This is a genomic window from Paracoccus niistensis, assembly GCF_042432925.1.
Lineage (GTDB): Bacteria > Pseudomonadota > Alphaproteobacteria > Rhodobacterales > Rhodobacteraceae > Paracoccus > Paracoccus niistensis.
Genome location: NZ_JBHLWE010000042.1, coordinates 1 through 20,484, shown reverse-complemented (window position 1 = coordinate 20,484; position 20,484 = coordinate 1). Strand labels below are relative to the sequence as shown.

Genomic DNA, 20,484 nt, shown 5'->3' with positions numbered 1-20,484 from the left:
TCCCGAAAGGTCAGTCGCGCTAGTCGCGCTTGCCCTGCATGATTTCGATGCCGCGCATTTTCCTGCGCCACTCGGCGCCCTTTTCCGCCCATTCGCGGTCGCGGGCGCGGGCGGCCAAGGCAGGCGATTTGCCGGTGAGGGCGCCGGAGGCGAATGCCTCCCCGCGCGCCTTGGCCGCTTCACCAAGCCGGCCGGCCAAAGCGCCAACCGGCCTTGCCGGGAGCGTCGCGGTTTTTCCGACCACGCGAAGAGCCTCGGGGGCGAAGTTGGCAAGGTTGAAGCTGCCGGTGATGTGCGCGGCGGCGGTCGGGATCGCCAGCAGCGCGAAGATGCCGACGAAGGCCACGCACAGGAAGCCGACGGTCATCGAGAAATCTTGCACTTCCGCCTGTGGTTTCCACTGTGCATCGGCCATGGCAATGACCGCGCCGATCACCGCTGCGGCGGCAATGGGATACATGAGGTAGCCCACGAAGGCGGTCAGCCACGCCTCGAACAGCGTCTTGGTCCGCTCGAAGATGGTGGCGATCATCGCAAGAGGGGCTACGCCGAGCAGGAAGGCGATCATGATCTTGGAGAAGCCGACGATCAGCACATAGGCCGCCATTAGGATCGACAGAATCATCATCAGAAGCGCCGCGACCACGCCCCGCGCGATTGAACTCGTGGCGCGGGCTGCACCATCGGCCACATCGGACATTTGAACGGCAAACTGGTCCATTCCCGCTGCAGGGTTCGGGGTGTCCCCGTTAAAGAAACTCAGCGCCAGACTGCCCGCGCCTGAGGACAGGGCATCGTAAATCACGCCGAAGTTGGCCCAGGACCGCGCGAAGATGAACACCAGCACGATGCGAGAGACGAGCTGCCAGGCATCACGCATGGACATACGGTTGACACCGAGCGCCAACTGCACCCCGACCAGCACGATGAGCAGCGTGGTCACGATGGTCAGCATCGGGTCGAGCGCCTCGGCCGTGGAGGTAAAATACCTTTCTCCCGCGTCCAGAACCGCAGCGTCCAAATCGCCGAGGATCGTTTCAACGAGGGCCATCAGTATTCACCGCACATCGCATCAACGATTTTGATTTGCCGATCATATTCTTTGTAGAGATCGCGCGTGTGCTTCGGCTCCAGAACCGTCACTCCGAATTTCTGCCGAAGTCGATCTTCAAACATGGCGACCGCATCATGTGGAATGATCTTGCCCGCGCAGGTGCAGTCTTTAGTCGCAATGACGTTTGTAACGGAAAGATATCCGGCAATGTCGCGGTAGGCCCGATCACCCTTATCACCGTGGCGCCGCAGGTTTGCCAGCATTTGCGGCGTCTTTTCGCAGGTCCGGTAAGGCTGGTTCTCGGCCGCGCTCGGCACCCGCTTGATGCCTGACACATCCACATCGGTGCCAAGGTCGAGGTTCAGATAATCCTCCTCCGCCTGCCGTTCGGCATCGCTCATCGCCGCCTGCATTTCCAGCAGTTCCTTGAGTTTGGCATCTGCCGCGTCGATGGGGTCCGCAGCAGCGCCCTGTGCCGCCGGGGCAGGGGCGGACGACAGCGTGCCCGGAACCGTGCCACCCTGCGGCGGAAGTATCTGCGCCATTGCCAAGGTGCCGAGGCCCACGATCACCAGCCCGCCCGCGAGAACCGTTCGCTTCATGCTCATTCCTCCAGCCTCACCCGCAGGTATTTTTCCTCGTCGGCCGCAGTGGCGGCGTCCATGACGCCCATGTTGCCCTGACCCACCGTCTGGATCGCTTCCATCGACCAGACATTGCCGAGCGCGATGCCAAGCTCGGCCGTGACCCGCGTGTTGAGGTCGATCGCCTCCTTCAACCCTGCGGTGTCGGGGATCTTCTGCACCAGGCCGTCCAGTCGCGTCAGGCTGTCCTTGGCGGCCTCCGAAGAGCTTTCCGCCGCCACGCTCATGAAGGCGTTGACGTTGGCCGACTGGCCGATGCGCGAGGCCCCCTGGTCCTCGCTCTTCGCCAGCGTGTCCACCCGGTCCCGCGACAGGCCCGATTGCTCGAAGGTGCGATCCACATGGCCGCTGACGGAGCCGCCGCCCCGGAAGGCGTCGCCCGAGGCCAGCACGCGGGTCCAGTCCCCCGACCGCGCCGCCTCGACCGAGGTGGTCAGGTCCGCAAAATCAGGCAGGATGTCCTTGAGGAAGCTGTCGGGATCGACGCCGAGGTCCGCCAGCGTGAGCCCGTTCCGCAGCGCGTCGATCTGGTTCTGGAGCAGCAGGATCTGGTCCAGCAATTGCTTGGTCTGCTCATCGAGCTTCACGTTCTGCGCGATCTGCTCCTTGAGCTGGAGCTTTGCCTCGACAAGCTGATCGGCCAGCTTTGCCAGACTGGTGACGTCGATGGTCGGCACGCCCTGGCCGCCCGCCGGGACCGCGAGGATGCAGGCAACGGCACCGATGGTTAGAACTTTCGTCGTCAGCTTCATCCGTCCAACCTCACTCGCAGGTAGTCCTCATCGCGCGCATAGGCTTCGAGAAGCAGCGCCGTACGCGCCGCCTCCACCTTGCGCTGCACCGCTTGCAGCCGGACCAGGATCACCGCCATGCGCGCCACCTCGGTCCGCGTGTAGGTGTTCAGGTCCATCGCGGTCTTGACCGAGCCGGTGGCCTCGACTTGCACCAGGATGTCTTTGAGCCGGATCATGGAGCCGTGCATGGTGTTCATGCTGACGGCCGCGTAGCCCATCGCCGCGTCCGACAGGTTCGAGGCTTCGGCAATCACCATGTCGTGCGGATCGAGCGTGCCGACCGCCTGGGCGTTACCATCCATCCGGGACGCGTAGCGGTTATAGTAGCCCGTGATCTTCACGACATAGTTCTGCGTTTCCTTGTAGGGCGGGATGCCGTTGTATTTTTGGACCGCGCCGGGCCCGGCGTTGTAGGCGGCGAGCGCCAGCGGCATGGAGCCGAACATCCCGAGGCCCTTCAGCAGATAGCGTGCGCCACCGTCGAGCTGCACCCGTGGGTCCTGTCGGCGCCCATCGTCGGGGATACCGAGTTCGGTGAAGGTGCCGGGCATGATCTGCGTCAGCCCGAAGGCGCCGACATGGCTGCGCGCGCCGATGGAGAAGTTCGACTCCTGCTTGACGAGGGCCTGGAGCCAGCAGCGGAACTCGACCGCGTTGATGCCGACGCGCGCAAGCGCCGGGTGGCCGGCGTGCCTCTGCGCCGTGTCCGCGATCATCTGTTCGATCGTGACCGGCGCATCGCCCATGATCCGCGCGGCATAGGGGTTGTTGTCCTCAATGGCGTAGATTTCCGCAGCACCCGTGAAGGCCCCGCCACCGCCCGAGACGCCAGCGCCTTCGAGATCGGGCACGAAGCGCGAGGTTTCCGTGAGCAGATTGAGCGTTTGCTGCGCCGCCGCCAGTTGATCGGTGCGGGCCTTGACCTGCTTGAGCCGTTCCTCGTTCTTGGCCTGCGCTTCCTTGGTCTTGGCGGCTTCCTCGTTCAATCCGAGGACTTCAAGCGCGATCCGCTTGAAGTCGCCCACTGGCACGCCTTGTCCGGCGACCCCGGCAGGGATTGCCGCCGCGCCGATCAGCGCCAGAGCCAGAACGGACTTGCGGCCCCGCACCACCACCTCCCTACCGGCAGTGGCTTGATGCCACGAAGGCCATGCCCGACCAGCAGTTGGTCTTGCGGACCGGCTGCTCGCCGCAGCCCGCGAGCGTGGCGGCCACCGCCGCAAGGATCAGAACCTTACGCATCATCAGTCCTCCAGAAGTGATTGCGGCGGGCGTAGTCGGGGCCGAAGGCCCGGATGCTCGCCTCGCCGCCGCCGAGCGCCGTCAGCAGTGGCCCGAGCGGGGAGAGATCGAAGTTGAGGATCGTGGAGCCGTCTTGGCCGCGGAGGAGCGCGTTCCGCTGCGCTGTGCGCCCGGTCAGCACGAAATGCAGCTCGTTGTCGGTCAGACCGAAGCCCTCGTAGTCGGGCACATCGGCGGCGCGGTTGGGGAAGATCACCTGGTTCGGCATCCCCTGGATGATCGAGCCGGATCTGCTTTCCCTGATTTGCGAGGGGAATTGCGTCAGCAGCACCACCACGACATTGAGCTTGCGGACCGTCACCAGCCACTTCGGCAGCCAGCGGGCAAAGAACTCATCGTCAAAGACGGTAGAGGCCTCGTCGATCACCAGCAGGGTCGGGCGCTTTTCCTCGAACAGCAGCTCCAGGCGGCGGAAGATGTAGGACAGCACCGCTGTCCGCTCCGTCGCCATCGATAGGATTTCCGTCAGGTCGATGCCGGTCACGTTCGCGGACAGGTCGATCACCGGCTGATCGGCGTCCCCGAACACCCAGTTGTAGCGGCCCTCCGGTCCCCATTCCGCAAGCTTCATGGCAAGGGCGCGGTTGTCGCCCACGTCACCGATCAGATCCTCAAAATGGGCGAAGGTCCGCAGCTCGTCGGGCGCCTGCCCGTTCTGGCGCACGGCGCTTTTCAGGGCCTCGGCCTGGTGCGGGGTCAGCTTGTCGTCGCCGCGTTCCACCAGCCGGGCGAGCCAGTCCATCAGCCAGGCCTCGCCGCGCGGGCCGCGCTCGGTCAGGAGCGGGTTCAGCCCGGTCGGGTGGCCCGCGCGGATCGCGGTGTAGCGGCCTTCCATCGCGGTGATCGCCATGCGGAGCGCTTGGTCCTTGTCGAACAGGATCACGCGCGCGCCCGCGCGCTGCGATTGCGCCGCGAGGAAGGCCACTGTCGAGGACTTGCCGCCGCCCGAAGGGCCGAGAAACAGCGTGTGCCCGATGGTGGGTTCCGCGTTCGGATCGCCCGGCGCGTGGAAGCTGAAGCGATGCGCAGCGCCCGTCACCGTCTGCAACACCGTGATCGGCGTGCGCCACGGCAGCTCGCTTGCCACAGCCCCGGCCTTTGCCATGTGGAACGAGGCCATGTCGGCAAAGTTGATCGACTTGGTGAGCGGGTTCCAGATCTGGTAGTCCTGGTTGCCCGGATGGGTGGCAAAGTAGGTTGCGGCCAGCGTGTCGTTGCAGCGCACGAGCTTGATCTTGGCCTGTTCCGCCACGCTGCGGACCTGCGACACCCGCTCCTCAAGCGCGGCCTCGCTGTCCGCGAACACCGTGATCGTCAGTTGATGCTCACCAAAGCCGATCCGGCCCGACTCCACATCGTCATAGGTCTGCCGCAGGTCGTCCGCGATCGAGCCGACCAGATCGCCGGCCGCTTCCATCTGCTGGATGCGGCGCTTCGCCAGCTCGCTCACCCTGTTCATGGCGACGGGCGTGTAGGCGTGCGAGATCACTGTGTCGGTGCCGGTGTCGAGGGCATCAAGCATCCCCGGCCAGGTCTGGTTGCCGTTGCGCCAGATCGAGAGGACGGCGGCAAAGCGCGGGGTGTCGAAGCCGTCGCGGAACTCCGCAACCGGCCCCTTGAAGCGCACCGACAGGAGCGACACGTCCTCGGCAATCAGCGTGTGCTGGCCGCGATATTCGGGCCGGTAAAGGCCGGTGCTGATCGCGCTGTAGAAGCCGAGCAGGCTTCCGTCGCTGATCCTGAGCCGCTTTGTCCCGACCCCGAGACTGGTTTCGAGGATCGAGACGACCTCGCGCAACTCGCCCAGGCGTTCCTCGGTGTTGCGGTCCAGAAGCCGCTTCGCCGCCTTGGTGAACAGCGGCACCTTGAGCGGCACGCGCTTGTTCCGCACCACCGTCAGCACCAGCATGAACTCGCGCAGGTTGCGACCCGACAGGTGGCTGCGCCAGGCCGTTTCCACGTCATGCGCGAAGTTGTCGCCGTAGATCGGCTTCAACCCGAACGTGGCGGGGCGCATCAGCCGATGGATGTAGAAGGTGAACCGATCATCGAGGCCGTCCATGATGGCCGCGAAGCTCTTGGCCAGATCGAGAATGTCGCGGTCTGACGCCGTGATCCCGTCGATGCCTTGGATTTCCAGGCTCATCATCAGCGCATTGTCGCGGGTGCGCACGGTGTGATCGTCCACTTCGAGCGCATAGGGCATTTCCGCATAGAACTGCGGCGACTTCGGCACACGGGCCTGCGCGCGCTCGCTGAACGGACCAATCCTGGCGTTAAACATAGTGGCGGCCCGCCTTTCGCTTCTTGCGGGTCAGGGCGGGCGGGGTCTTGTTCAGGACCACCGCAACTGCCTTGTGGCCGTTCGGATTGACCGCGACGAACGCACGGGCGAGGCCATACCAGAGCGGCCCGGTGAGCAGCCACGCGATCACCTTGAACCAGATGAAGGGCAGCATGGTCAGGGCGCCTACCGCCATCATGTAGGGCATCGGCAGGCCAAGGAGCTTGGCCTGCCGCGAGAGCCCGAGAATGACGGCATGCCGCTCCATCAGCTGAAAGCCGAGCGGAGGCTTGAAACGAAGGTCGGCGCCCCGAACACCAGAAAGGCGCCCACGACAACCAGAAGCACCCACAGCCAACTGATGCGGTTGAAGGCAGCCAAGAAGCCGGTCAGCACGAAGGCGACCGTGAAAACGACAGTGGCGAGGTTGCCGCGAATCCAGGCCACGAAATCGTTGCCGATAGTATCGGCCTTCGAGAAATCCACGCTTTGCGCGAGCGCGTCGCCCGCGACGCCGGATGCAAGGGCGGCGCTTGCAAGCGCCAGAATGAGGAAATGTCGGTTGGTCACGAGAATGATCCTTCTCTATTGCCGGAGGATGCGGTCACGCTCCGCGAGGACGCGGACCACGTAATCGCGGGTTTCCCGATAAGGCGGGACGCTGTTGCGATATTTCTGCACCGCCCCCGGCCCGGCGTTGTAGGCGGCAAGCGCCAGCATCGGGGATCGGAAAGTCTGGAGCTGCATGAGCAGGTAGCGCGCGCCGCCGTCGAGGTTCTGCACCGGATCGTGCGGATCGACGCCGAGCTTCGCAGCCGTGCCCGGCATCAGTTGCGCGTAGCCGATGGCCCCCTTGTGGCTGCGGGCGCGCGGGTTGAAGCGCGACTCTTGCCAGACAAGCGCCTGGAACAGCGCCGTCCATTCATGCGGCGCGATCCTGTTGGCTTTGAGAGCCGGATGATGCTGGTAGCGCAGCGCCACGCTGCGCGCCGCCGCAATGCCGACAGCATGGCCGGGGTTGGTCGAAACCGCCCGGCGAGACGCCGCCCGCGGTTCGAGCAGCATCATCGCCTCGCCCTCGAGGTCCATGGTGTCGAGATCATCTGCCGCTGCTTGCGGTTTCGGCGGCGCGATCAGGCGACCGGCGGCGTCGTAACGCTTCACGGGATTGCGACGATGCGATTGCCCGATCTGGTTTCCCTTGGTGTCGAAGCGGATCACTTCGGCCGCAGCGGGAGAGATGAACGATAGCGCCATGTAAAGTAGCGCGACCGAAATGGTTCTAGTCGTCAGGTTGGATCGAGCCTTCCTGGCGGCAGCCGCGCCTGCCGCTAGGAAGGCGCTAATCAGCGCGGTGAGCGGCCACGCTTTTCGTGTCGCGAAGAGCCTGACGGCATCGGCCACCTTTGAGCAGTGGAAGGTGGACATGCTCGAAACCCATGTCGAGCATAAAACTGATAACTCCGTTTGTTGTCTTGAGAACCCGAATATTGATCTCGCTTCGGGAAGTGATGAGTATCTTTTCCTGCGCACCATCAGGCGAGATACCCCTGATGGTCCACTCACCATACCAGTTGTAACTGCGTTTTTCTGCGTCACTCTGGCAGACAATTTCGACGTGCCAGCCTTCCTGCAGCAAGTTCCTGAGTCCGTTTTCGCTGACCACATTAGGAGGCGCTTCTATGAACGATCTCTCCACAGGTCCCTGCCTTTCCGTCGAGGCATCAACCTGCGTGCCGAACCCTTCGGCATGCGAGATTGATACGATACTACATGATTACGCGCAACATGTATTTTTGCTGACACGTAAGGCACTTGAGCCCAAGCTAGGCTTACCGCGCCGGCCTCATCTATCCAACTGACTGAAAGGGGGTTTTGTTGATACATCGGGCCGCTGACAGCCCGACAAACTTGCCTGATCGTTCTAAAGCTAGTCTGTCTAGAGCAGCTGCAGATGCTCAGTCAGCTGCGGCAGCTTCGGAGGCCACAAGGCATGGGTGCAAGACACCACACTTGAAGGCCAAGAAGCGTCCATCGTTGTTGCCAACGATCGGCCCCATCGGCTCAGGCATCCATCCCAAGCGTCGCGCCATTCTCATGAAGGCGGGCGGGCCCAAGAACAGACAACTCGTCGCACCTTTTGCGAACAGGTGCTTGTTCGACTCGCGCAGTATCTCTTCTGCTACCCCCGGTGGGTCGGACACCGCGGCAAGGCGCGTCAGCTCCCAGACATTCGGGTCGATGGGAGGCGGGCTTGAGCAAAGCGTTGCAGGCATACCTGGCAGTATGCCCAGGTGAGCATCTCGAATCATATAGCTGTAGACGATTCGTCCAGTTCCGAGAGTCGCGTCGGTGCGCTTCAGTCTGGCACCCCCGAGTACCTGGCTACCCGAATGTGCGATTACATAGGTCGTGTCGATCGTATCATATTGCTCGAACTCGACATCATCCATGTGATAGAGTGGCCAAGCCATTCGATCGACGAATATCTTCTTTCTAAATCGCATGAATTCTTGGACGAGATTTACTTTCTCAAACTGGCGCGGCAGCTCGATTACTGACACCTCGAATTCCAGCTCTCTTGAATCTTCGCTAATGCTGGACATTGTTACTCTCCGAATCAAACAACCGCGCTGCACCAAGGAACTGGCGGCTCCCGCCCGGGTGGACCAGCCAGATCCCATGCGTTGTCACTTCTAAGCGCACAATGCCGTCTACAGCATAGGCCGTGAACACTGCTTGAAGGGTCTCCGCCATATCGTGCGTGAACTCCGCCACTGCTATGACTTCGAACCGCTTTGCCACACCTAAGCCCTTCGAAAGGTCTTTTTGAAGCACTAGCAAACGTTGCGCGGATGTCTCTCCCTCTTCTCCTGTTTGTTGCCCTCTGGTATAGCCGATTGGCTACATCATAGCGGGTTTCCTCATGATTGATGACCTGATTCCGAACTTCTCGCGTGAGCTTGAGGACCTAAGCACTGTCGCCCCTGCCGGATGGACGATCGGCTTCAACTATCGCTGGACGGGCCCCGAACACCTGTTCACCGGCTACCCGCAGACATGGCGCGATGAGTATGAGGGAAACAACTACGCGATCGGAGATCCCGTTCTTCTCTGGATGATGAGCAAGAACAGTGGTCATACCCGCTGGTCTGCCATTCGCACCCCTGACCTTCGCGGTGTCATGGAGAAAGCCCGCAGGCACGATATCAACTACGGTGTCGCCTACACACGACGTGTCGGATTGACGAAGTCGTTCCTGTCCATCGCACGTGCCGACCGCGAATTTACAGATGAGGAAATCCTCACCTACGACGCGAAGTTCAACGTCTGGGTCGATCTGCTTCTTAACCGAGCCGCCCTGACCCCGGGCGAACTTCAGGTGCTCTCCTGCTTCCGCAACGGCCTGGGACAGGCAGAGACCGCCGAGGCTTTGGGGGTGTCTGCGGCCACGGTCAAGCAGCGGTTCATGAAGGCTTGTGCAAAGCTCAACGCTTCAACCCGTACGCAGGCGGTCGCCATTGCAGTAGCACGCAACTACATCTGATAACCTTTGGAGTAGCCGATTGGCTAGTTCTTAATGGATTAGTCTTTTCAACTTCCGTGAGTGTGGCAACGAGCCCGGAACCCCGGCTTCGAGGAAGGATCAGCCATGCCGCGAGAAGAACGTCTCTGTGCCCGACCCATTGAGCGCATAGCTTTTGGGGGCCGTATTGGCTGGCTTTATCTCTGGAACAACGGCGACATGCAGATGCTCTGGTTAGATAAGCCATCCAACTGCGCGGTCGCTACCTCTGTTCGTAAGCCCCAGCGCTCATCCGCAACAAAGGATGACAGCCAAACAGAGTAGCGACAACGAACTTGTATGATCGCCACGGACATGTATGATCGTTTGATCATGTCAGGAAACTCGATGGCTTGGTCTCACCCATACAGTGCGGTTGCCGCAACAATCGGCCTTCTGGTCCAGCCCCTTGGTGGGTTTGCGACCCCTTTCTGCGTGCCGCCAGAGACGCCTTACCTGCCCGAAACTGACAGTGATCTTCGCGCCTATGCAGACCTGATCCGAGTTGATTTTGAAGACTACTTCCGTGCTGTCAGTGACTTCACCACATGCCTCACCGAAGCACGATCCAAAGCCATCATGGAAGCCGAGGAAGTTGGCGTGCAGTATCGGCGCTTTATCCAGCGCGCGGACCAACTCGGCATTGCCAAGCTTGCTGCGACTCCCAATTCCGCCTCAGAACGCGGCTCTCGCCCATGAAGCTCCGTTACCTCTCAGTGGCAGCTCTGGCGCTTGCCCCACCCGTTCCCTCCGCAGCTTATCCTATAGACTGTGCCATCCTGCTGTGCATGGCAGGCGGCTTTCCAGCCTCGGCCGAGTGCAGCGCGGCCAAGGCCGAGGTGATCCGCCGGATCACGCCTTGGCCGATCGAGCCACCCCTCCAGCTCTGGCGCTGCCCTATGGGCATCGACCCCAGCGTCGCGGCCCTTGCCGGCATTACTCCGTTGCAGCTCGGAGTCGATGGCCTGACCCCCGAAGTGCGGGCCTACCGGAATGCCATGGAGATCTACCACATCAGGTATCGGCGGTTCCGTGACAAGGAAGGCGATCTCCTGGTCGAGGACAGCACCCAGATCGGCACCTATGGTCGGACCGGGACCTTCTCGTGGCAGCGCGCGAGCTTCGAGGAAGGCCCGGCGTGGCTGGCCGAGGCGGTCGGCGGCCGTCGCGTTGAGCTGCGCGTCTGCACCCGCGACAATGATACCGGCTGTCTCGCTTATCAGACCGTCAGAACCGTGAACCGGGGACAGCGGGAACTCACTAGCCTACGCGGCGTGGCCTTCCGCTACCGGGACCACACCGGCACTTATCACCATCAGTTCGTCCGCTACTGACCGCTAGAGCGATGACCTGCCTGAGACAAACATTTGCCGAAGCTCACCGCACCGTGTATCCGGAGGAACAAAACTAAGAAGAGTCGAGGACAGCAGAACACGCCACAAAGAAGAACCCCCGCGCGGGGGAAACCGGCGGGGGACAATGCAACCAGGTCGCCAAACCTGAAAGCCTAACTGAATCTAAGGCCCGTTGTAGTCCCTCCTGACATCCCGATCAAGCAGAAAACGCGTTTGCGCGAACGGACCCGTCTTGCCGGCCGCCCCTGCGCCTGAACCTGTCAGGAGCAGACCATGACACGCCTTGCGGCCCGGGCCGCCCCCTTGTTTCCAATCCTCACGCTGCCCGGCGGGCGCAGCGCCCTTCTCGATCTGGTGCGCGCAGTGCGCCATCTTCTGCGTCCCGCGCCTTGCGCCGGCGCAATCCACGCGCTTGCCGACATGATAGCCGCTACCCGTCCGTCCGACTGGACCGACCCGAAGGCCGAGCCCTGCTGCTATATGGATGCGGTGGAGATCGCCCGGGCCCGGGGCATCCCGGCCTCGACCTGGCGGCGCTACGAGGCGCAGCTTGCCGCAGCCCGCCTCATCGAGCGCCGCACGGCCGCAAACGGGGCCCGCAGCCGCTGGATAGGCACCGGAATCTTCTTTGGCCCGCTGCTGGCGCAGGTGGGCGACCTTCTGGCCATCAGAGAGCAGGCCGAGGCCGAGCGGCGCGCGCACGCTCATCTGCGCGGCGCGCGGTCGATCGCCCGTCGCCATCTGCGGCACGCGATCGAGGTGCTGATCGAGCGTGGTGCAGCGAGCGAAGCGGTTCAGGCGCTTGTCGCGCAGCACAACGCTTGGCCGTCGGCCGAGGCGCTGCACCGTATACCACTGGTCGAACTGCGCCGGCATGTCGAGGAGGCGGAAGCCCTGTGCCGGAAGGCGCTGGTGCTTATCGAAAGCCATGAAAAATCAAGCGATGGACCGCTCAGTTTCGAGCGGTCTCATATACAAGATACAACCCAAGATCATAAAAAGTCAGGTACCGCAGGCGTGGATATGTGGGGCACGGGCAAACCCGTGCAAGACAATTCTTCAGCCGCTCCGCCTGTCGGCTCCGTGGGACGCGAAGAAAAAAATGAGGGAGTGCCCAACCCAGCGGTCAAGGGCAAGTTCATTGACCGGCTGGGACCGCAGCGACTGTTCGAACTGGCCTCCGCCGAGATGCAGCAGGATCTGCTGCGCCACGGCAGCGACCCAAGCGAGTTGACGCTGTTCGACTTCATCTGCGCGGCCTATGACCGCTTTCCTCACCTCGGACTGCGGCCGCGGCTCTGGGAAGAATGGGCGCAGCTCATGTCCGAAGAGGAGCTGATGCTGTGCACGCTCATCACCGACGCGCGACGCTCCGATCCGGAAACCCCGGTTATCAGCCCCGGCGGCTACATGCGCGGCATGGTGCGGGCCTGCCAGCTTGGCACGCTCAACCTGACCGGCAGCCTGATCGGCCTCAATGAGCGACGGCTGGCCGAGGAGCGGACATGAGCCGACGAGGAGAGGGCCTAAGGAATCATGGGTCGTGGGTCATGGGCGGAAAAGGTCGAAAGCGGCTTGGCCTTATCGGAGCAGGATAATCGCCATGCGCATCGACCTGTGTTCGGATGCAAGGCAGGCCGGTGTCGAGGGCTCATGGGAGAATGGATTGCCATAGCCAACTCATCTGCGCTTGCGAGATCACCCGTTAAGGCCCTGCCAGACCTCTCAAACCCGGCCGGCTTCCCCGCTGGTCAGCGTCGTGTTTTTCGGCCTGACACCTGAGGCCTTGGCTAGGATGGCAAGCTTGCCGTGGAGGATGCGGTAATCCGCATTGTGGTTGTAAGCATGGATCGCTTCCAGCAGCAGTTCCCATTCCGTTTTCGTCAGTCCTGGCCCGTTTATACAGCTGTCTTGGCTGGTCATGTGAATGTCTCGGTCGCGAATGTTGCATCTGGTATCTTCGGAAAGCGGATGCCTCCCAAAAACCGCACGTCGAGGTGACAGCCCTGAGTATGTCCGCCTGTTCTGCGTGACCTCCGCAACTGCCATGACCCAAGACGCCTGGTTCTGCATGGCTGCGCCGAAGCACCGCAGAGAAACTCTATCCAGACCTTCAACGAAGTCCCGAGATTTGTTCGATTTATCGCCTTATGGTATAGCCAATTGGCTATACTGAAATCGCCAGGTTTCCTTAAATGCGAGGAACGTTGCGGACGACACCAAGAGTCCCACAATCCTCTTCTGATCTTGTAAGGACGCCGACATGAAGCTGGCTGATTGGGTGGATGAAGTGAAGGCGACGGGTGGCGTACCCGAGAGTGACCAGGATACGCTGGCCGCCATCACCAGCGCCGCTGCCCTCTGTTGGGCCGAAATCGACAGGATGGGCGATCCCCGCAGCGAGATCGTGCAGCTCGGCGTCAAATGGATGGCGGCCTTTATGGTGTCCTGCGCACGGCACGGCGAGACGGACTTCCGCGAGATCCTGGTGCCGGCCGAACACCAGCAGGACGTTTTCCGACGCGAAGCCATGCGCAACAGGGGTGTGATCGCGAAGATCCTGACCGAAGCGGCCTTGGCATCGCCCCGCCTGTTCAACAGCGCCGTTTCTGCCACAGGCGTCCATCGGCCCGATGCATCATCCGGTCGCGGCAAGAACCGGGGCGGCTGACCACCCGCAGCCCCAGGACAGGTGTCACTGGCGACGGCTGATGGCCGCCGCGGCGCTTGCCCGCCCCCGTGCTGGATGCGCTGAAAGCGGGCGAGATCACCTTGGGCGCGGCCAAGGCCTTCACCGTGGCCGAGGACGAGGCCCTGACCCTCACCGTTCTGGACCAGATCAAGGGCCGCGAGACGAGCGAGCACCGCATCCGGCAGATGCTGCAGCCCGATGCCACACCCGAGGCCGACCCCTTCGACGCCTTCCGCGCTAAAGGCAAGAAGCACCGCAATGCCGTGCTGGCCTTGGCGCTGGCCCGCAGCCTCAAATACAGCGACCGCGATCCGGTCTTTGCCAAGGTCGAGGCCGAAACCAGGGTCAGCCTCCGTCAGGTCTGGACCCCGACCACCGAGAACTTCTTTGGCCGCGTCAGTGCCGACACGCTGGACGCCCTCATGCTGGACCTCACCGGCACCGACCCGCAGGGCGCAGGCTTCAAGGCGTTCAGGAGCCAGAAGAAGGCCGCAAAGGCGCTCTCGCTCGAAAAGCTGTTCAGCGATCCCGACTACCAGCGCGTCTGGGGCATCGATGCCGAGGCAAAGGCCCGCATCGACGTCTGGGTGCCCGACTGCTTCTGACCAGATGAAAGACCGGGGCGGGACAGCCCGCCCCGGCAACAGAGTTTACAACAGGGAGGTGAGTCATCATGCCCGACTTCACCGAATACAACCACCCCGTTCTGGCCGTTGCCTGCCCGACTTGCCGCGCGGCTGCGGGCGCCTGGTGCCACTGCCCGAGCGGGCATCGTGCAGCCGACTTTCACGCCGCCCGCCGTGCCGAGGCCGACCGGCAGTTCATCGCGCAGCACGGCGACCTGGCCGCAATCATTCACGCTGCCTCGGGCTGGCTGATCGATCCGCGTGGACGCGCCCGCGATTGAGGACCTTGTCTGCATCGAGCGGAGCAACGCCGCCTGACCCCTTTCCTTCTGCGACGGAGGATTAACTGGCCCTGCTTTGGCAGGACCTTCTTTTTTCTGGCGGTCAGGTAGTCCCAACCGGCCAGGGGCTGCGCCCGCGCCTGGACAGGACGTTGCGCTTCGCGCAGAGCTGCTGCGCGGCCATCACCCGTGCAGGTCGTCAGAAAGGAGCAGAACTCGCGACAGACCGGATGCCCGGTCCACGCGACGCGGCATTATCCCGGCCGAGACAATCGGGCTGCCTCGCGTTGATTCCCGGTCAGGAACTGGTCCGCGACCTGCTTCCCCATCCCCTCGACCAAAATGCGCGCGATGCCTGGAAGCTCCTTCACAGCGCGCCGCACCTCCGTCAGGTCGACGAGTTCAGCGGTTTCAGGCCCGTCGATGCGGGTGATGCGGTCGCGGCCGAGGAGCAGGCCCGCCTGACCGAGCGCGTTGTGAGACTGCGCGGCCATCGCGGCGCTCACGAACGGCCCTGCCCAGAGGAGCTTTCCCCCGACCCTGGCCCAGCGGCCGACGCGGAAGCGCTCGCGCCCCGTGCCAAGGCTCAGAACGTGGAGTTGCCGCCGCTCGATGGCGAAGCAGGAGAGCGCATCTACTACGCCAACCATGACCGGGTTGTTGGCCCAGATGCCGCCGTCGAGGAGAGCGTAGCCGTCCCGTTCGACTGCCCGGTAGACAGTGGGCGCAGCCGCAGTGGCAACGCCGACGTCGACCATCCGTTCACGGCCGTCGCGCTTGTAGTCGGGGTGGTGGGGGGTCTTGTAGACGTAGGGCTCACCGTAGCGCCCCTCGAAGGCAGGGATGCAGAGCGGCACCTGCGAGTTGCCGAATGTCTCGTGGCCCAGGATGCGGCGCAACTCCGCCTCGAGAATACGGCGATCGTGGGTAATCCCCACCCAGCCTAAGGCCGATCGAAGAGGCCGGGTGATCCAGTTGCCCGGCGGGAAAACCCTGTCGCCGCGCTCGATGTAGAAGGCGGCGATCTCCCGGGCCGAAAGCCCATGGCCGAGCCCGAGCGCGATGATGCCGCCTGTAGATGTTCCCGCGATCATGTCGAAGTGCTGCCCAATGGGCTCGCCACCGAGATAGCGTTGCTCGATCTCGGCCAGAACCAAGGCCGGCAGCAGGCCTCGAATGCCGCCCCCGTCGATGGAGAGAAGCTTGAACGGCCGCCCCTCGGGCCAAGGCTGTGCCGGCCTCAGGGTCGTCCTCGTGCCCTCGGAGCGCCGGGGGACTGTGTGATCGTAGTCGGCCTCACGCATGAGCCTTCTCCTTGTCGGGTTCAGGGTGCGTGCCGCCCCCGTGCCATTCGCCCGTGGCCTCCCAGAGCTCGTAGTTCCAGAGCCACCGCTCGGCCCACGGGATCGTGGTCCGGGCGATTAGGAGGCTTCCGTCCCACTCACGCAGGCGCGGGTCGAAGAGGCAAAGGGGAGAGCCGGCCAAGTCGGACAGGTCGAAGTAGACATGGGGCAGGGGAGCCTCCTCAGCCGCATCCGGGTTCGGCACGAGCCTAGGGCGGAGCACCCGCACCTCGGGCATCAGCCGACACATCTCGCGGCGGCCCGGGAGCGGCAGCCCGTACTGGATGAAGAGGTGGAATTTGCGCTCGAAGCCGGTGAGGTCCCCGAACCATACGACGGTGCCGGGGCTGATCCCCGGCACTGCCTCGAACCCGGGCCAGAGGGCGCGCATCGCCTTCACCTGCTTCTCCAGGGAGATCAATCCTCGGGCCATGTCCAGGTCCCCCCGAAGTTGGTGTTGCGCGGCGCCCGCACAGGCTGCGCCGGTGCGATGCGCGGCGCCTGGAGGACTGGAGCCGCCAGGGCCGCGGGAGCCGGAGACGCCGGCCGGGTCGTGGACGGCTCGTGAGGTGCCACCTCGCGCACGATCTCGGCCACGGCATCGCGGGCCGGGGCTTCACCGAAGAGCTCGACGAGGATGTCGGAGCGCTCCTTCATCGACTGTGCCCGCTGAAGGTCATCGAGCCTGCGGGCCAAGCGCTCGAGATCGCGGATGTAAAGGTGCTGGTCTTGAAGTGTGGCGGGCCAGCGATCGGTGAAGCGGTCCTCGGGATCGCGCGGGTTGCGCACGTCGATCAGCACGCCCGCGTCTTGGGCCGCCTGAAGGCGCCGGCGGAGGTGGTCCACGGACTCGGTCAGCGCCTCAGTGAGCGTGCGCCCGGGCCGCGCGGCCTCGAGCACGATGGAGGAGATCATCACCGAGGGCGGCATTCGCACCCCGTCGCGGAGGCGGTAGCACAGGAGACGGTTGCGCTTCATGAGCTGGAGGGCGACCACGGTAGTTGACTTGCCGCCCACCTCCGAGGAGTGGGCCGGGACCGGCTCGGCCTCGGCCGCAGCGATGGTGATGGAGCCCGGATCCATCCTCTTGCGGATCTCCGCGTAGTCCTCGGCGAAGACCCAGTCCGGCGGGTTACGCTCATTGAACTCCTCGGCGAAGCCGAAGGCGTTCATCCGCACCATGCGATCTCTGTGCCGCGGCTCCTCGGGCTTGGCGTGCGGGATCACGCTCCGGCGGGGGGCCGCGGGCTCGACCAGTATCGAGGGCGTCAGGTCGACATGCATGCCATCGGCATACTCGACAGTGACGCAGCGGGTCTGGCGGACGGTGCAGTCATAGTAGCGGGAGCCCGGCTCGCCCTTTACCGCCTGGAAGAGCATGTCGAGCACGACGTTCGGAGGCGTGGAGTGCGGGAGGCGCAGCTCGACCACGATGTCGATGTCATAGCCGTCCTCGCGGTGCCGCGCCCGGATGGTGGCGCCAATTGCCATCGAACCCTGGACGTAGAAGAGGACAACGAGGTGCTCGAGTACGCTGCCAGCGCGCTCGATGTAGGCCTCCAAGGCGGCTTTGCGGTCACAGGCGAGGGCGTGGTAACTCGGCGGCAGCTCGACGCGAACGGCCACGAGCTTGAGGAGCCGATCGACGATGGTCTCGGGTCGGCGGAGGCGGGCGAAGTCGCTGAGGTTGTTCATGTCGAGCCGGTCCTTCCTGTCCGATCGGAGTCTTAGTGACCCCCTACACATTTTCAGCATAGTCAATCGTTGAGTATTGCTACTCCGAACTTGATGCTGAGTAAACAGTTGTCAAGAACTCTGAGTGCGCCTACACCGAACCAAAGCAAGAAAGTCACGCAAGGAGGGGAGTCTTGGCCACGCCTATGGGGGAGCGCCTCAGGTTGCTGCGCAAGGAGCGGGGGCTTACCCTCGACCAGCTCGCGCAGATGTCGGGTTCGAGCAAGAGCTACGTCTGGGAGCTCGAGAACAAGGCCCCGCCCCGGCCCTCGGCAGAGAAGCTCTCCGGCATCGCGGCGGCCCTAGGCACTACCGTGGACTTCCTCATAGGCACGCCGATCAACTCGGAGGCCGACCTCGCACCCGAGGACAAGGTCTTCTTTCGGCGCTACGTGGCGCTCGATCCTAAGACCAAAGCCAAGCTGCAGAAGACTCTGGACCTCTGGGACGACGAGTGAGCTCACAGGTCGACAGAGGACCGGACTGGTGGGCCAACAAGGCCTCCATGATCCTACGCCAGTCCCTTGGCGAGGATCGCTTCCCCATTGACGTCGAGCGGCTTGCGCTCGAGTGGACACCGGTGATCGACCGCGACGCGCCCGTCACGCGCGTCTCCGAGAGGCCCCTCGACGGGTGCGACGGAGCGCTTGTTGACGGACGCCGCCGCGGCAATGGATGGGGCATCGCCTACAGCGACGCTATCCGCCATCCGGGGCGGCGCCGCTTCACGGTCGCCCACGAGCTGGGACACTTCTTAGTCCACAGGCACCTCGCGCCCGACGGAGGCTTTCGCTGCCGTCCGGAGGACATGGCCACTTGGGACCATGAGCGAAGCCCGCAGGAGGCCGAGGCTAACCGCTTCGCCGCACGCCTCCTCATGCCGCTCGATGACTTCCGCCAGCAGGTGCCGCCGCGCGCTAGGGTGAGCCTTACCGAGTTGGGGCGGCTCGCAGAGGAGCGTTATGGGGTTTCACTCACAGCCTGTGTCCTGCAGTGGCTGGGCCTCACTGAGCGGCGCGCCGTTCTGGTGGCGTCCCGCGACGGCTACGTGCTTTGGGGAAAGTCGAGCACGCCCGCGCTGCGCTCAGGCGCGTTCTTCCGCACGCGGGGGAGAGCCCCAGTGGAGGTTCCGACGGCCTCGCCAGTAGCCACCGGAACCTCGGATGCCCCACCCGAGGGCGTGAGCCACCCGGCAGGGGTTTGGTTCTCGGGAGAGCCGGTCGTGGAAGAGATGATCGTCTCGGACCGCTACGACCTTGGGCTTTCGCTCCTGCACCTCGAAGACCGCATCAGGAACTTCGAACAGGGCGAAGAAGAGGATCTCGATACGCTCGACCTTATGGAGCGGCGGTTAAACCGTTAGCCGGGAGTTTGCCGGTCCGAGGGATAGCGCCCTCGTCCTGACTCTGGGGCCATGGGTTCAGCACAGGCGCAGTCGGGCCAGATGGTCCACTTAGGCCAAGGCTGGGCTCACGTCCGTCTTCACCGGAAGCTGCTTCATACGTGAAAGCTTCAGCGCTTGCCGCCTCCTGATCTGGAGGTCGCTCACGCCCGCGCAGAGGCTTTCTTCCCACTCGTGCCAGAGGCTGTGCGGTTGCTCCGCTTGGCAACCGGAGACGGAGCGCCCGAGGACACGTCGCCCAGATGGCGCAGATGGAGCGGCGGATGCGACGGGAGCCGTACGACCAGGTCCAGCTGGCCCCCGACCGCCTCGACGTAGCTGCGCAAAGTCGACAGGTACAGGTCCGCCTGCTTTTCGATCTTTGAGACGGAGGGCTGCTTGATCCTGAGAGCCGATGCCACGTCGGCTTGCGCCTTACCTGCCATGCGGCGAAGCTCGCCCAGTCCCTCGACCTCTTCCTTGAGTTCCTGAAACCGGGCGTCGATCCGCTCACGGCGCTCCTGCGGGAGCGTGCCCATGACCTCATCGAGTGTGCGGCCCATCACGTTCTCTCCTTCTTTGCCGCCGCGAGGCGGTCGAGGTGCGCCTGGTAGCGCTTGTCGGCCTTGGCGATCAGCACTTTGTAGAAGCGCTTCTCGCTGCCGCCTGACTTGTCGCCGGCGACCAGCAGAATCGCCCTCCGCTCCGGGTCGAAGGCGAAGGCCACGCGCCAAACGCCGCCCTCGGCCTCGAAGCGGAGCTCCTTCATGTTCGCGTACGACGAGGCGTTCAGCGTATCGGCGTGCGGACGGCCCAGCTGAGGCCCGAAGGTGCCAAGAAGCTTGGCGGTTGCGAGCAACTCGTCTTGCACGGCCAGCGCCAGGTCCTTGAACTCCCGATCGAACTCATCGCCGAACGCGACACTCCATGACATATATAGCTCCAAGGCTATGTTGGGTCAATGCGCCCTGATGCGGGTCACTTCGCACGATGGCGTTCGCCGGTTCTACCAGCGGGATGGGCGTCATCGCCAGCCGTGTGGATCCTGAAGATGCTCCTTCGCCTAGGCTGACAGATGGTCTCCGATGTTTGGCCTGCTGCCGGTTTCGTGGACACGAAGATAAGATCGTGACCAAGGGACCGGAGACCACACATGACGAGGCGGAAGTTCAGCCGCGAGTTCAAGACCGAGGCTGTGAAGCTGGTGACCGAGCGCGGCGTATCGGTGGCGCAGGCCAGCCGCGACCTGGATGTGGCCGAGAGCGTGTTGCGCCGCTGGATGCGCGAGTTGACAGCAGCTCCTGCCGCTGCCTTTCCGGGCAATGGGCAGTTGCGGGCTGATCTGGCCGAGATCGCAGCTCTGAAGAAAGAGGTCGCCCGTCTTCGGGCGGAGCGTGACATTCTCAAGAAAGCGGCAGCTTTTTTCGCG

The 20,484-nt window shown here is 63.6% G+C and carries 27 protein-coding genes; 11 read left to right on the top strand and 16 right to left on the bottom strand.

Annotated features, from left to right (window positions below; all coding sequences use genetic code 11):
- Window positions 1-19 precede the first annotated feature (19 nt).
- From ACFFII_RS14505 to ACFFII_RS14465, 9 genes are read right to left on the bottom strand one after another with little or no spacing between them, the layout of a single operon-like run.
- Window positions 20-1,051: a TrbL/VirB6 family protein gene (locus ACFFII_RS14505; RefSeq protein WP_377699587.1), complete on the bottom strand. Its 1,032-nt coding sequence runs from the start codon at window positions 1,049-1,051 to the stop codon at window positions 20-22.
- Complete coding sequence (locus ACFFII_RS14500) at window positions 1,051-1,656, bottom strand: hypothetical protein (RefSeq protein ID WP_377699586.1); 606 nt, start codon at window positions 1,654-1,656, stop codon at window positions 1,051-1,053. Before ACFFII_RS14500 ends, ACFFII_RS14505 begins: the two co-directional genes overlap by 1 nt.
- A gap of 2 nt (window positions 1,657-1,658) precedes the next feature.
- The gene (locus ACFFII_RS14495) at window positions 1,659-2,450 is read right to left on the bottom strand and encodes a type IV secretion system protein (protein ID WP_377699585.1); all 792 of its coding nucleotides are present in this window, start codon (window positions 2,448-2,450) and stop codon (window positions 1,659-1,661) included.
- Window positions 2,447-3,601 carry a lytic transglycosylase domain-containing protein gene (locus ACFFII_RS14490; RefSeq protein WP_377699584.1) on the bottom strand — a complete coding sequence of 385 codons (1,155 nt, stop codon included), beginning with the start codon at window positions 3,599-3,601 and terminating at the stop codon, window positions 2,447-2,449. Before ACFFII_RS14490 ends, ACFFII_RS14495 begins: the two co-directional genes overlap by 4 nt.
- A gap of 10 nt (window positions 3,602-3,611) precedes the next feature.
- On the bottom strand, window positions 3,612-3,734 hold the full coding sequence (locus ACFFII_RS14485) for a hypothetical protein (protein ID WP_377699583.1): 123 nt from the start codon (window positions 3,732-3,734) through the stop codon (window positions 3,612-3,614).
- A complete protein-coding gene (locus ACFFII_RS14480; RefSeq protein WP_377699582.1) occupies window positions 3,727-6,078 on the bottom strand; it encodes a VirB4 family type IV secretion/conjugal transfer ATPase in 2,352 nt (783 codons plus the stop codon). The genes ACFFII_RS14485 and ACFFII_RS14480 overlap by 8 nt, the downstream gene beginning before the upstream one ends.
- Window positions 6,071-6,346 carry a VirB3 family type IV secretion system protein gene (locus tag ACFFII_RS14475; protein ID WP_377699581.1) on the bottom strand — a complete coding sequence of 92 codons (276 nt, stop codon included), beginning with the start codon at window positions 6,344-6,346 and terminating at the stop codon, window positions 6,071-6,073. Before ACFFII_RS14475 ends, ACFFII_RS14480 begins: the two co-directional genes overlap by 8 nt.
- On the bottom strand, window positions 6,346-6,648 hold the full coding sequence (locus ACFFII_RS14470) for a TrbC/VirB2 family protein (RefSeq protein ID WP_377699580.1): 303 nt from the start codon (window positions 6,646-6,648) through the stop codon (window positions 6,346-6,348). The genes ACFFII_RS14475 and ACFFII_RS14470 overlap by 1 nt, the downstream gene beginning before the upstream one ends.
- A gap of 15 nt (window positions 6,649-6,663) precedes the next feature.
- Complete coding sequence (locus tag ACFFII_RS14465) at window positions 6,664-7,506, bottom strand: lytic transglycosylase domain-containing protein (RefSeq protein ID WP_377699579.1); 843 nt, start codon at window positions 7,504-7,506, stop codon at window positions 6,664-6,666.
- Between ACFFII_RS14465 and ACFFII_RS14460 the strand changes: the two genes are divergently transcribed.
- Window positions 7,505-7,840 carry a hypothetical protein gene (locus ACFFII_RS14460; protein WP_377699578.1) on the top strand — a complete coding sequence of 112 codons (336 nt, stop codon included), beginning with the start codon at window positions 7,505-7,507 and terminating at the stop codon, window positions 7,838-7,840. The two genes, ACFFII_RS14465 and ACFFII_RS14460, sit on opposite strands and share 2 nt — an antisense overlap.
- A gap of 196 nt (window positions 7,841-8,036) precedes the next feature.
- Here ACFFII_RS14460 and ACFFII_RS14455 read toward each other — a convergent pair whose 3' ends face one another.
- Window positions 8,037-8,684: an acyl-homoserine-lactone synthase gene (locus tag ACFFII_RS14455; protein WP_377699577.1), complete on the bottom strand. Its 648-nt coding sequence runs from the start codon at window positions 8,682-8,684 to the stop codon at window positions 8,037-8,039.
- A gap of 320 nt (window positions 8,685-9,004) precedes the next feature.
- Between ACFFII_RS14455 and ACFFII_RS14450 the strand changes: the two genes are divergently transcribed.
- From ACFFII_RS14450 to ACFFII_RS14435, 4 genes are all read left to right on the top strand, one after another.
- The gene (locus ACFFII_RS14450; protein ID WP_377699576.1) at window positions 9,005-9,625 is read left to right on the top strand and encodes a helix-turn-helix transcriptional regulator; all 621 of its coding nucleotides are present in this window, start codon (window positions 9,005-9,007) and stop codon (window positions 9,623-9,625) included.
- Between the two features lie 318 nt (window positions 9,626-9,943).
- On the top strand, window positions 9,944-10,342 hold the full coding sequence (locus tag ACFFII_RS14445) for a hypothetical protein (protein ID WP_377699575.1): 399 nt from the start codon (window positions 9,944-9,946) through the stop codon (window positions 10,340-10,342).
- Between the two features lie 89 nt (window positions 10,343-10,431).
- A complete protein-coding gene (locus ACFFII_RS14440; protein WP_377699574.1) occupies window positions 10,432-10,977 on the top strand; it encodes a hypothetical protein in 546 nt (181 codons plus the stop codon).
- A 294-nt stretch (window positions 10,978-11,271) separates the two neighbouring features.
- A complete protein-coding gene (locus tag ACFFII_RS14435; RefSeq protein WP_377699573.1) occupies window positions 11,272-12,507 on the top strand; it encodes a helix-turn-helix domain-containing protein in 1,236 nt (411 codons plus the stop codon).
- Between the two features lie 216 nt (window positions 12,508-12,723).
- Here the strand turns inward: ACFFII_RS14435 and ACFFII_RS14430 are convergent, their stop codons facing one another.
- The gene (locus ACFFII_RS14430; protein WP_377699572.1) at window positions 12,724-12,921 is read right to left on the bottom strand and encodes a hypothetical protein; all 198 of its coding nucleotides are present in this window, start codon (window positions 12,919-12,921) and stop codon (window positions 12,724-12,726) included.
- Window positions 12,922-13,261: 340 nt separating this feature from the next.
- On the opposite strand from ACFFII_RS14430, the gene ACFFII_RS14425 reads away from it, so the two are divergent.
- From ACFFII_RS14425 to ACFFII_RS14415, 3 genes are all read left to right on the top strand, one after another.
- On the top strand, window positions 13,262-13,669 hold the full coding sequence (locus ACFFII_RS14425) for a hypothetical protein (protein WP_377699571.1): 408 nt from the start codon (window positions 13,262-13,264) through the stop codon (window positions 13,667-13,669).
- Between the two features lie 56 nt (window positions 13,670-13,725).
- Window positions 13,726-14,295 (top strand): hypothetical protein, encoded by a 570-nt coding sequence (locus ACFFII_RS14420; RefSeq protein WP_377699570.1) that lies wholly within the window; start codon window positions 13,726-13,728, stop codon window positions 14,293-14,295.
- Window positions 14,296-14,363: 68 nt separating this feature from the next.
- Entirely contained in the window at window positions 14,364-14,597 is a 234-nt protein-coding gene (locus ACFFII_RS14415) for a zinc finger domain-containing protein (protein ID WP_377699569.1), read from the top strand.
- Window positions 14,598-14,851: 254 nt separating this feature from the next.
- On the opposite strand, the gene ACFFII_RS14410 is transcribed toward ACFFII_RS14415, so the two are convergent.
- From ACFFII_RS14410 to ACFFII_RS14400, 3 genes are read right to left on the bottom strand one after another with little or no spacing between them, the layout of a single operon-like run.
- On the bottom strand, window positions 14,852-15,901 hold the full coding sequence (locus ACFFII_RS14410; RefSeq protein ID WP_377699568.1) for a CBASS cGAMP-activated phospholipase: 1,050 nt from the start codon (window positions 15,899-15,901) through the stop codon (window positions 14,852-14,854).
- Window positions 15,894-16,331: a type II CBASS E2 protein gene (locus ACFFII_RS14405; RefSeq protein WP_377699567.1), complete on the bottom strand. Its 438-nt coding sequence runs from the start codon at window positions 16,329-16,331 to the stop codon at window positions 15,894-15,896. The genes ACFFII_RS14410 and ACFFII_RS14405 overlap by 8 nt, the downstream gene beginning before the upstream one ends.
- Window positions 16,332-16,357: 26 nt before the next feature.
- Window positions 16,358-17,635, bottom strand: coding sequence for a nucleotidyltransferase domain-containing protein (locus ACFFII_RS14400; protein ID WP_377699566.1), 1,278 nt, complete (start codon window positions 17,633-17,635; stop codon window positions 16,358-16,360).
- A 173-nt stretch (window positions 17,636-17,808) separates the two neighbouring features.
- Between ACFFII_RS14400 and ACFFII_RS14395 the strand changes: the two genes are divergently transcribed.
- Window positions 17,809-18,132 carry a helix-turn-helix domain-containing protein gene (locus ACFFII_RS14395; protein ID WP_377699565.1) on the top strand — a complete coding sequence of 108 codons (324 nt, stop codon included), beginning with the start codon at window positions 17,809-17,811 and terminating at the stop codon, window positions 18,130-18,132.
- Window positions 18,133-18,179: 47 nt separating this feature from the next.
- The gene (locus tag ACFFII_RS14390; protein WP_377699564.1) at window positions 18,180-19,037 is read left to right on the top strand and encodes an ImmA/IrrE family metallo-endopeptidase; all 858 of its coding nucleotides are present in this window, start codon (window positions 18,180-18,182) and stop codon (window positions 19,035-19,037) included.
- Between the two features lie 182 nt (window positions 19,038-19,219).
- On the opposite strand, the gene ACFFII_RS14385 is transcribed toward ACFFII_RS14390, so the two are convergent.
- The gene (locus ACFFII_RS14385) at window positions 19,220-19,618 is read right to left on the bottom strand and encodes a helix-turn-helix domain-containing protein (protein ID WP_377699563.1); all 399 of its coding nucleotides are present in this window, start codon (window positions 19,616-19,618) and stop codon (window positions 19,220-19,222) included.
- The gene (locus ACFFII_RS14380) at window positions 19,618-19,989 is read right to left on the bottom strand and encodes a type II toxin-antitoxin system RelE/ParE family toxin (RefSeq protein WP_377699562.1); all 372 of its coding nucleotides are present in this window, start codon (window positions 19,987-19,989) and stop codon (window positions 19,618-19,620) included. Before ACFFII_RS14380 ends, ACFFII_RS14385 begins: the two co-directional genes overlap by 1 nt.
- Before the next feature lie 219 nt (window positions 19,990-20,208).
- On the opposite strand from ACFFII_RS14380, the gene ACFFII_RS14375 reads away from it, so the two are divergent.
- On the top strand, window positions 20,209-20,484 hold a 276-nt coding region (locus tag ACFFII_RS14375), incomplete at its 3' end, for a transposase (RefSeq protein WP_377699561.1).

Coding starts and splice junctions, on each gene's coding strand:
- ACFFII_RS14505 (WP_377699587.1), bottom strand. CDS start 1,051: ATGGCCCTCGTTGAAACGATCCTCGGCGATTTGGACGCTGCGGTTCTG.
- ACFFII_RS14500 (WP_377699586.1), bottom strand. CDS start 1,656: ATGAAGCGAACGGTTCTCGCGGGCGGGCTGGTGATCGTGGGCCTCGGC.
- ACFFII_RS14495 (WP_377699585.1), bottom strand. CDS start 2,450: ATGAAGCTGACGACGAAAGTTCTAACCATCGGTGCCGTTGCCTGCATC.
- ACFFII_RS14485 (WP_377699583.1), bottom strand. CDS start 3,734: ATGCGTAAGGTTCTGATCCTTGCGGCGGTGGCCGCCACGCTCGCGGGC.
- ACFFII_RS14480 (WP_377699582.1), bottom strand. CDS start 6,078: ATGTTTAACGCCAGGATTGGTCCGTTCAGCGAGCGCGCGCAGGCCCGT.
- ACFFII_RS14475 (WP_377699581.1), bottom strand. CDS start 6,346: ATGGAGCGGCATGCCGTCATTCTCGGGCTCTCGCGGCAGGCCAAGCTC.
- ACFFII_RS14460 (WP_377699578.1), top strand. CDS start 7,505: ATGCTCGAAACCCATGTCGAGCATAAAACTGATAACTCCGTTTGTTGT.
- ACFFII_RS14465 (WP_377699579.1), bottom strand. CDS start 7,506: ATGTCCACCTTCCACTGCTCAAAGGTGGCCGATGCCGTCAGGCTCTTC.
- ACFFII_RS14455 (WP_377699577.1), bottom strand. CDS start 8,684: ATGTCCAGCATTAGCGAAGATTCAAGAGAGCTGGAATTCGAGGTGTCA.
- ACFFII_RS14450 (WP_377699576.1), top strand. CDS start 9,005: ATGATTGATGACCTGATTCCGAACTTCTCGCGTGAGCTTGAGGACCTA.
- ACFFII_RS14445 (WP_377699575.1), top strand. CDS start 9,944: ATGATCGCCACGGACATGTATGATCGTTTGATCATGTCAGGAAACTCG.
- ACFFII_RS14440 (WP_377699574.1), top strand. CDS start 10,432: ATGGCAGGCGGCTTTCCAGCCTCGGCCGAGTGCAGCGCGGCCAAGGCC.
- ACFFII_RS14435 (WP_377699573.1), top strand. CDS start 11,272: ATGACACGCCTTGCGGCCCGGGCCGCCCCCTTGTTTCCAATCCTCACG.
- ACFFII_RS14430 (WP_377699572.1), bottom strand. CDS start 12,921: ATGACCAGCCAAGACAGCTGTATAAACGGGCCAGGACTGACGAAAACG.
- ACFFII_RS14425 (WP_377699571.1), top strand. CDS start 13,262: ATGAAGCTGGCTGATTGGGTGGATGAAGTGAAGGCGACGGGTGGCGTA.
- ACFFII_RS14415 (WP_377699569.1), top strand. CDS start 14,364: ATGCCCGACTTCACCGAATACAACCACCCCGTTCTGGCCGTTGCCTGC.
- ACFFII_RS14410 (WP_377699568.1), bottom strand. CDS start 15,901: ATGCGTGAGGCCGACTACGATCACACAGTCCCCCGGCGCTCCGAGGGC.
- ACFFII_RS14405 (WP_377699567.1), bottom strand. CDS start 16,331: ATGCGCGCCCTCTGGCCCGGGTTCGAGGCAGTGCCGGGGATCAGCCCC.
- ACFFII_RS14400 (WP_377699566.1), bottom strand. CDS start 17,635: ATGAACAACCTCAGCGACTTCGCCCGCCTCCGCCGACCCGAGACCATC.
- ACFFII_RS14390 (WP_377699564.1), top strand. CDS start 18,180: ATGATCCTACGCCAGTCCCTTGGCGAGGATCGCTTCCCCATTGACGTC.
- ACFFII_RS14385 (WP_377699563.1), bottom strand. CDS start 19,618: ATGGGCCGCACACTCGATGAGGTCATGGGCACGCTCCCGCAGGAGCGC.
- ACFFII_RS14380 (WP_377699562.1), bottom strand. CDS start 19,989: ATGTCATGGAGTGTCGCGTTCGGCGATGAGTTCGATCGGGAGTTCAAG.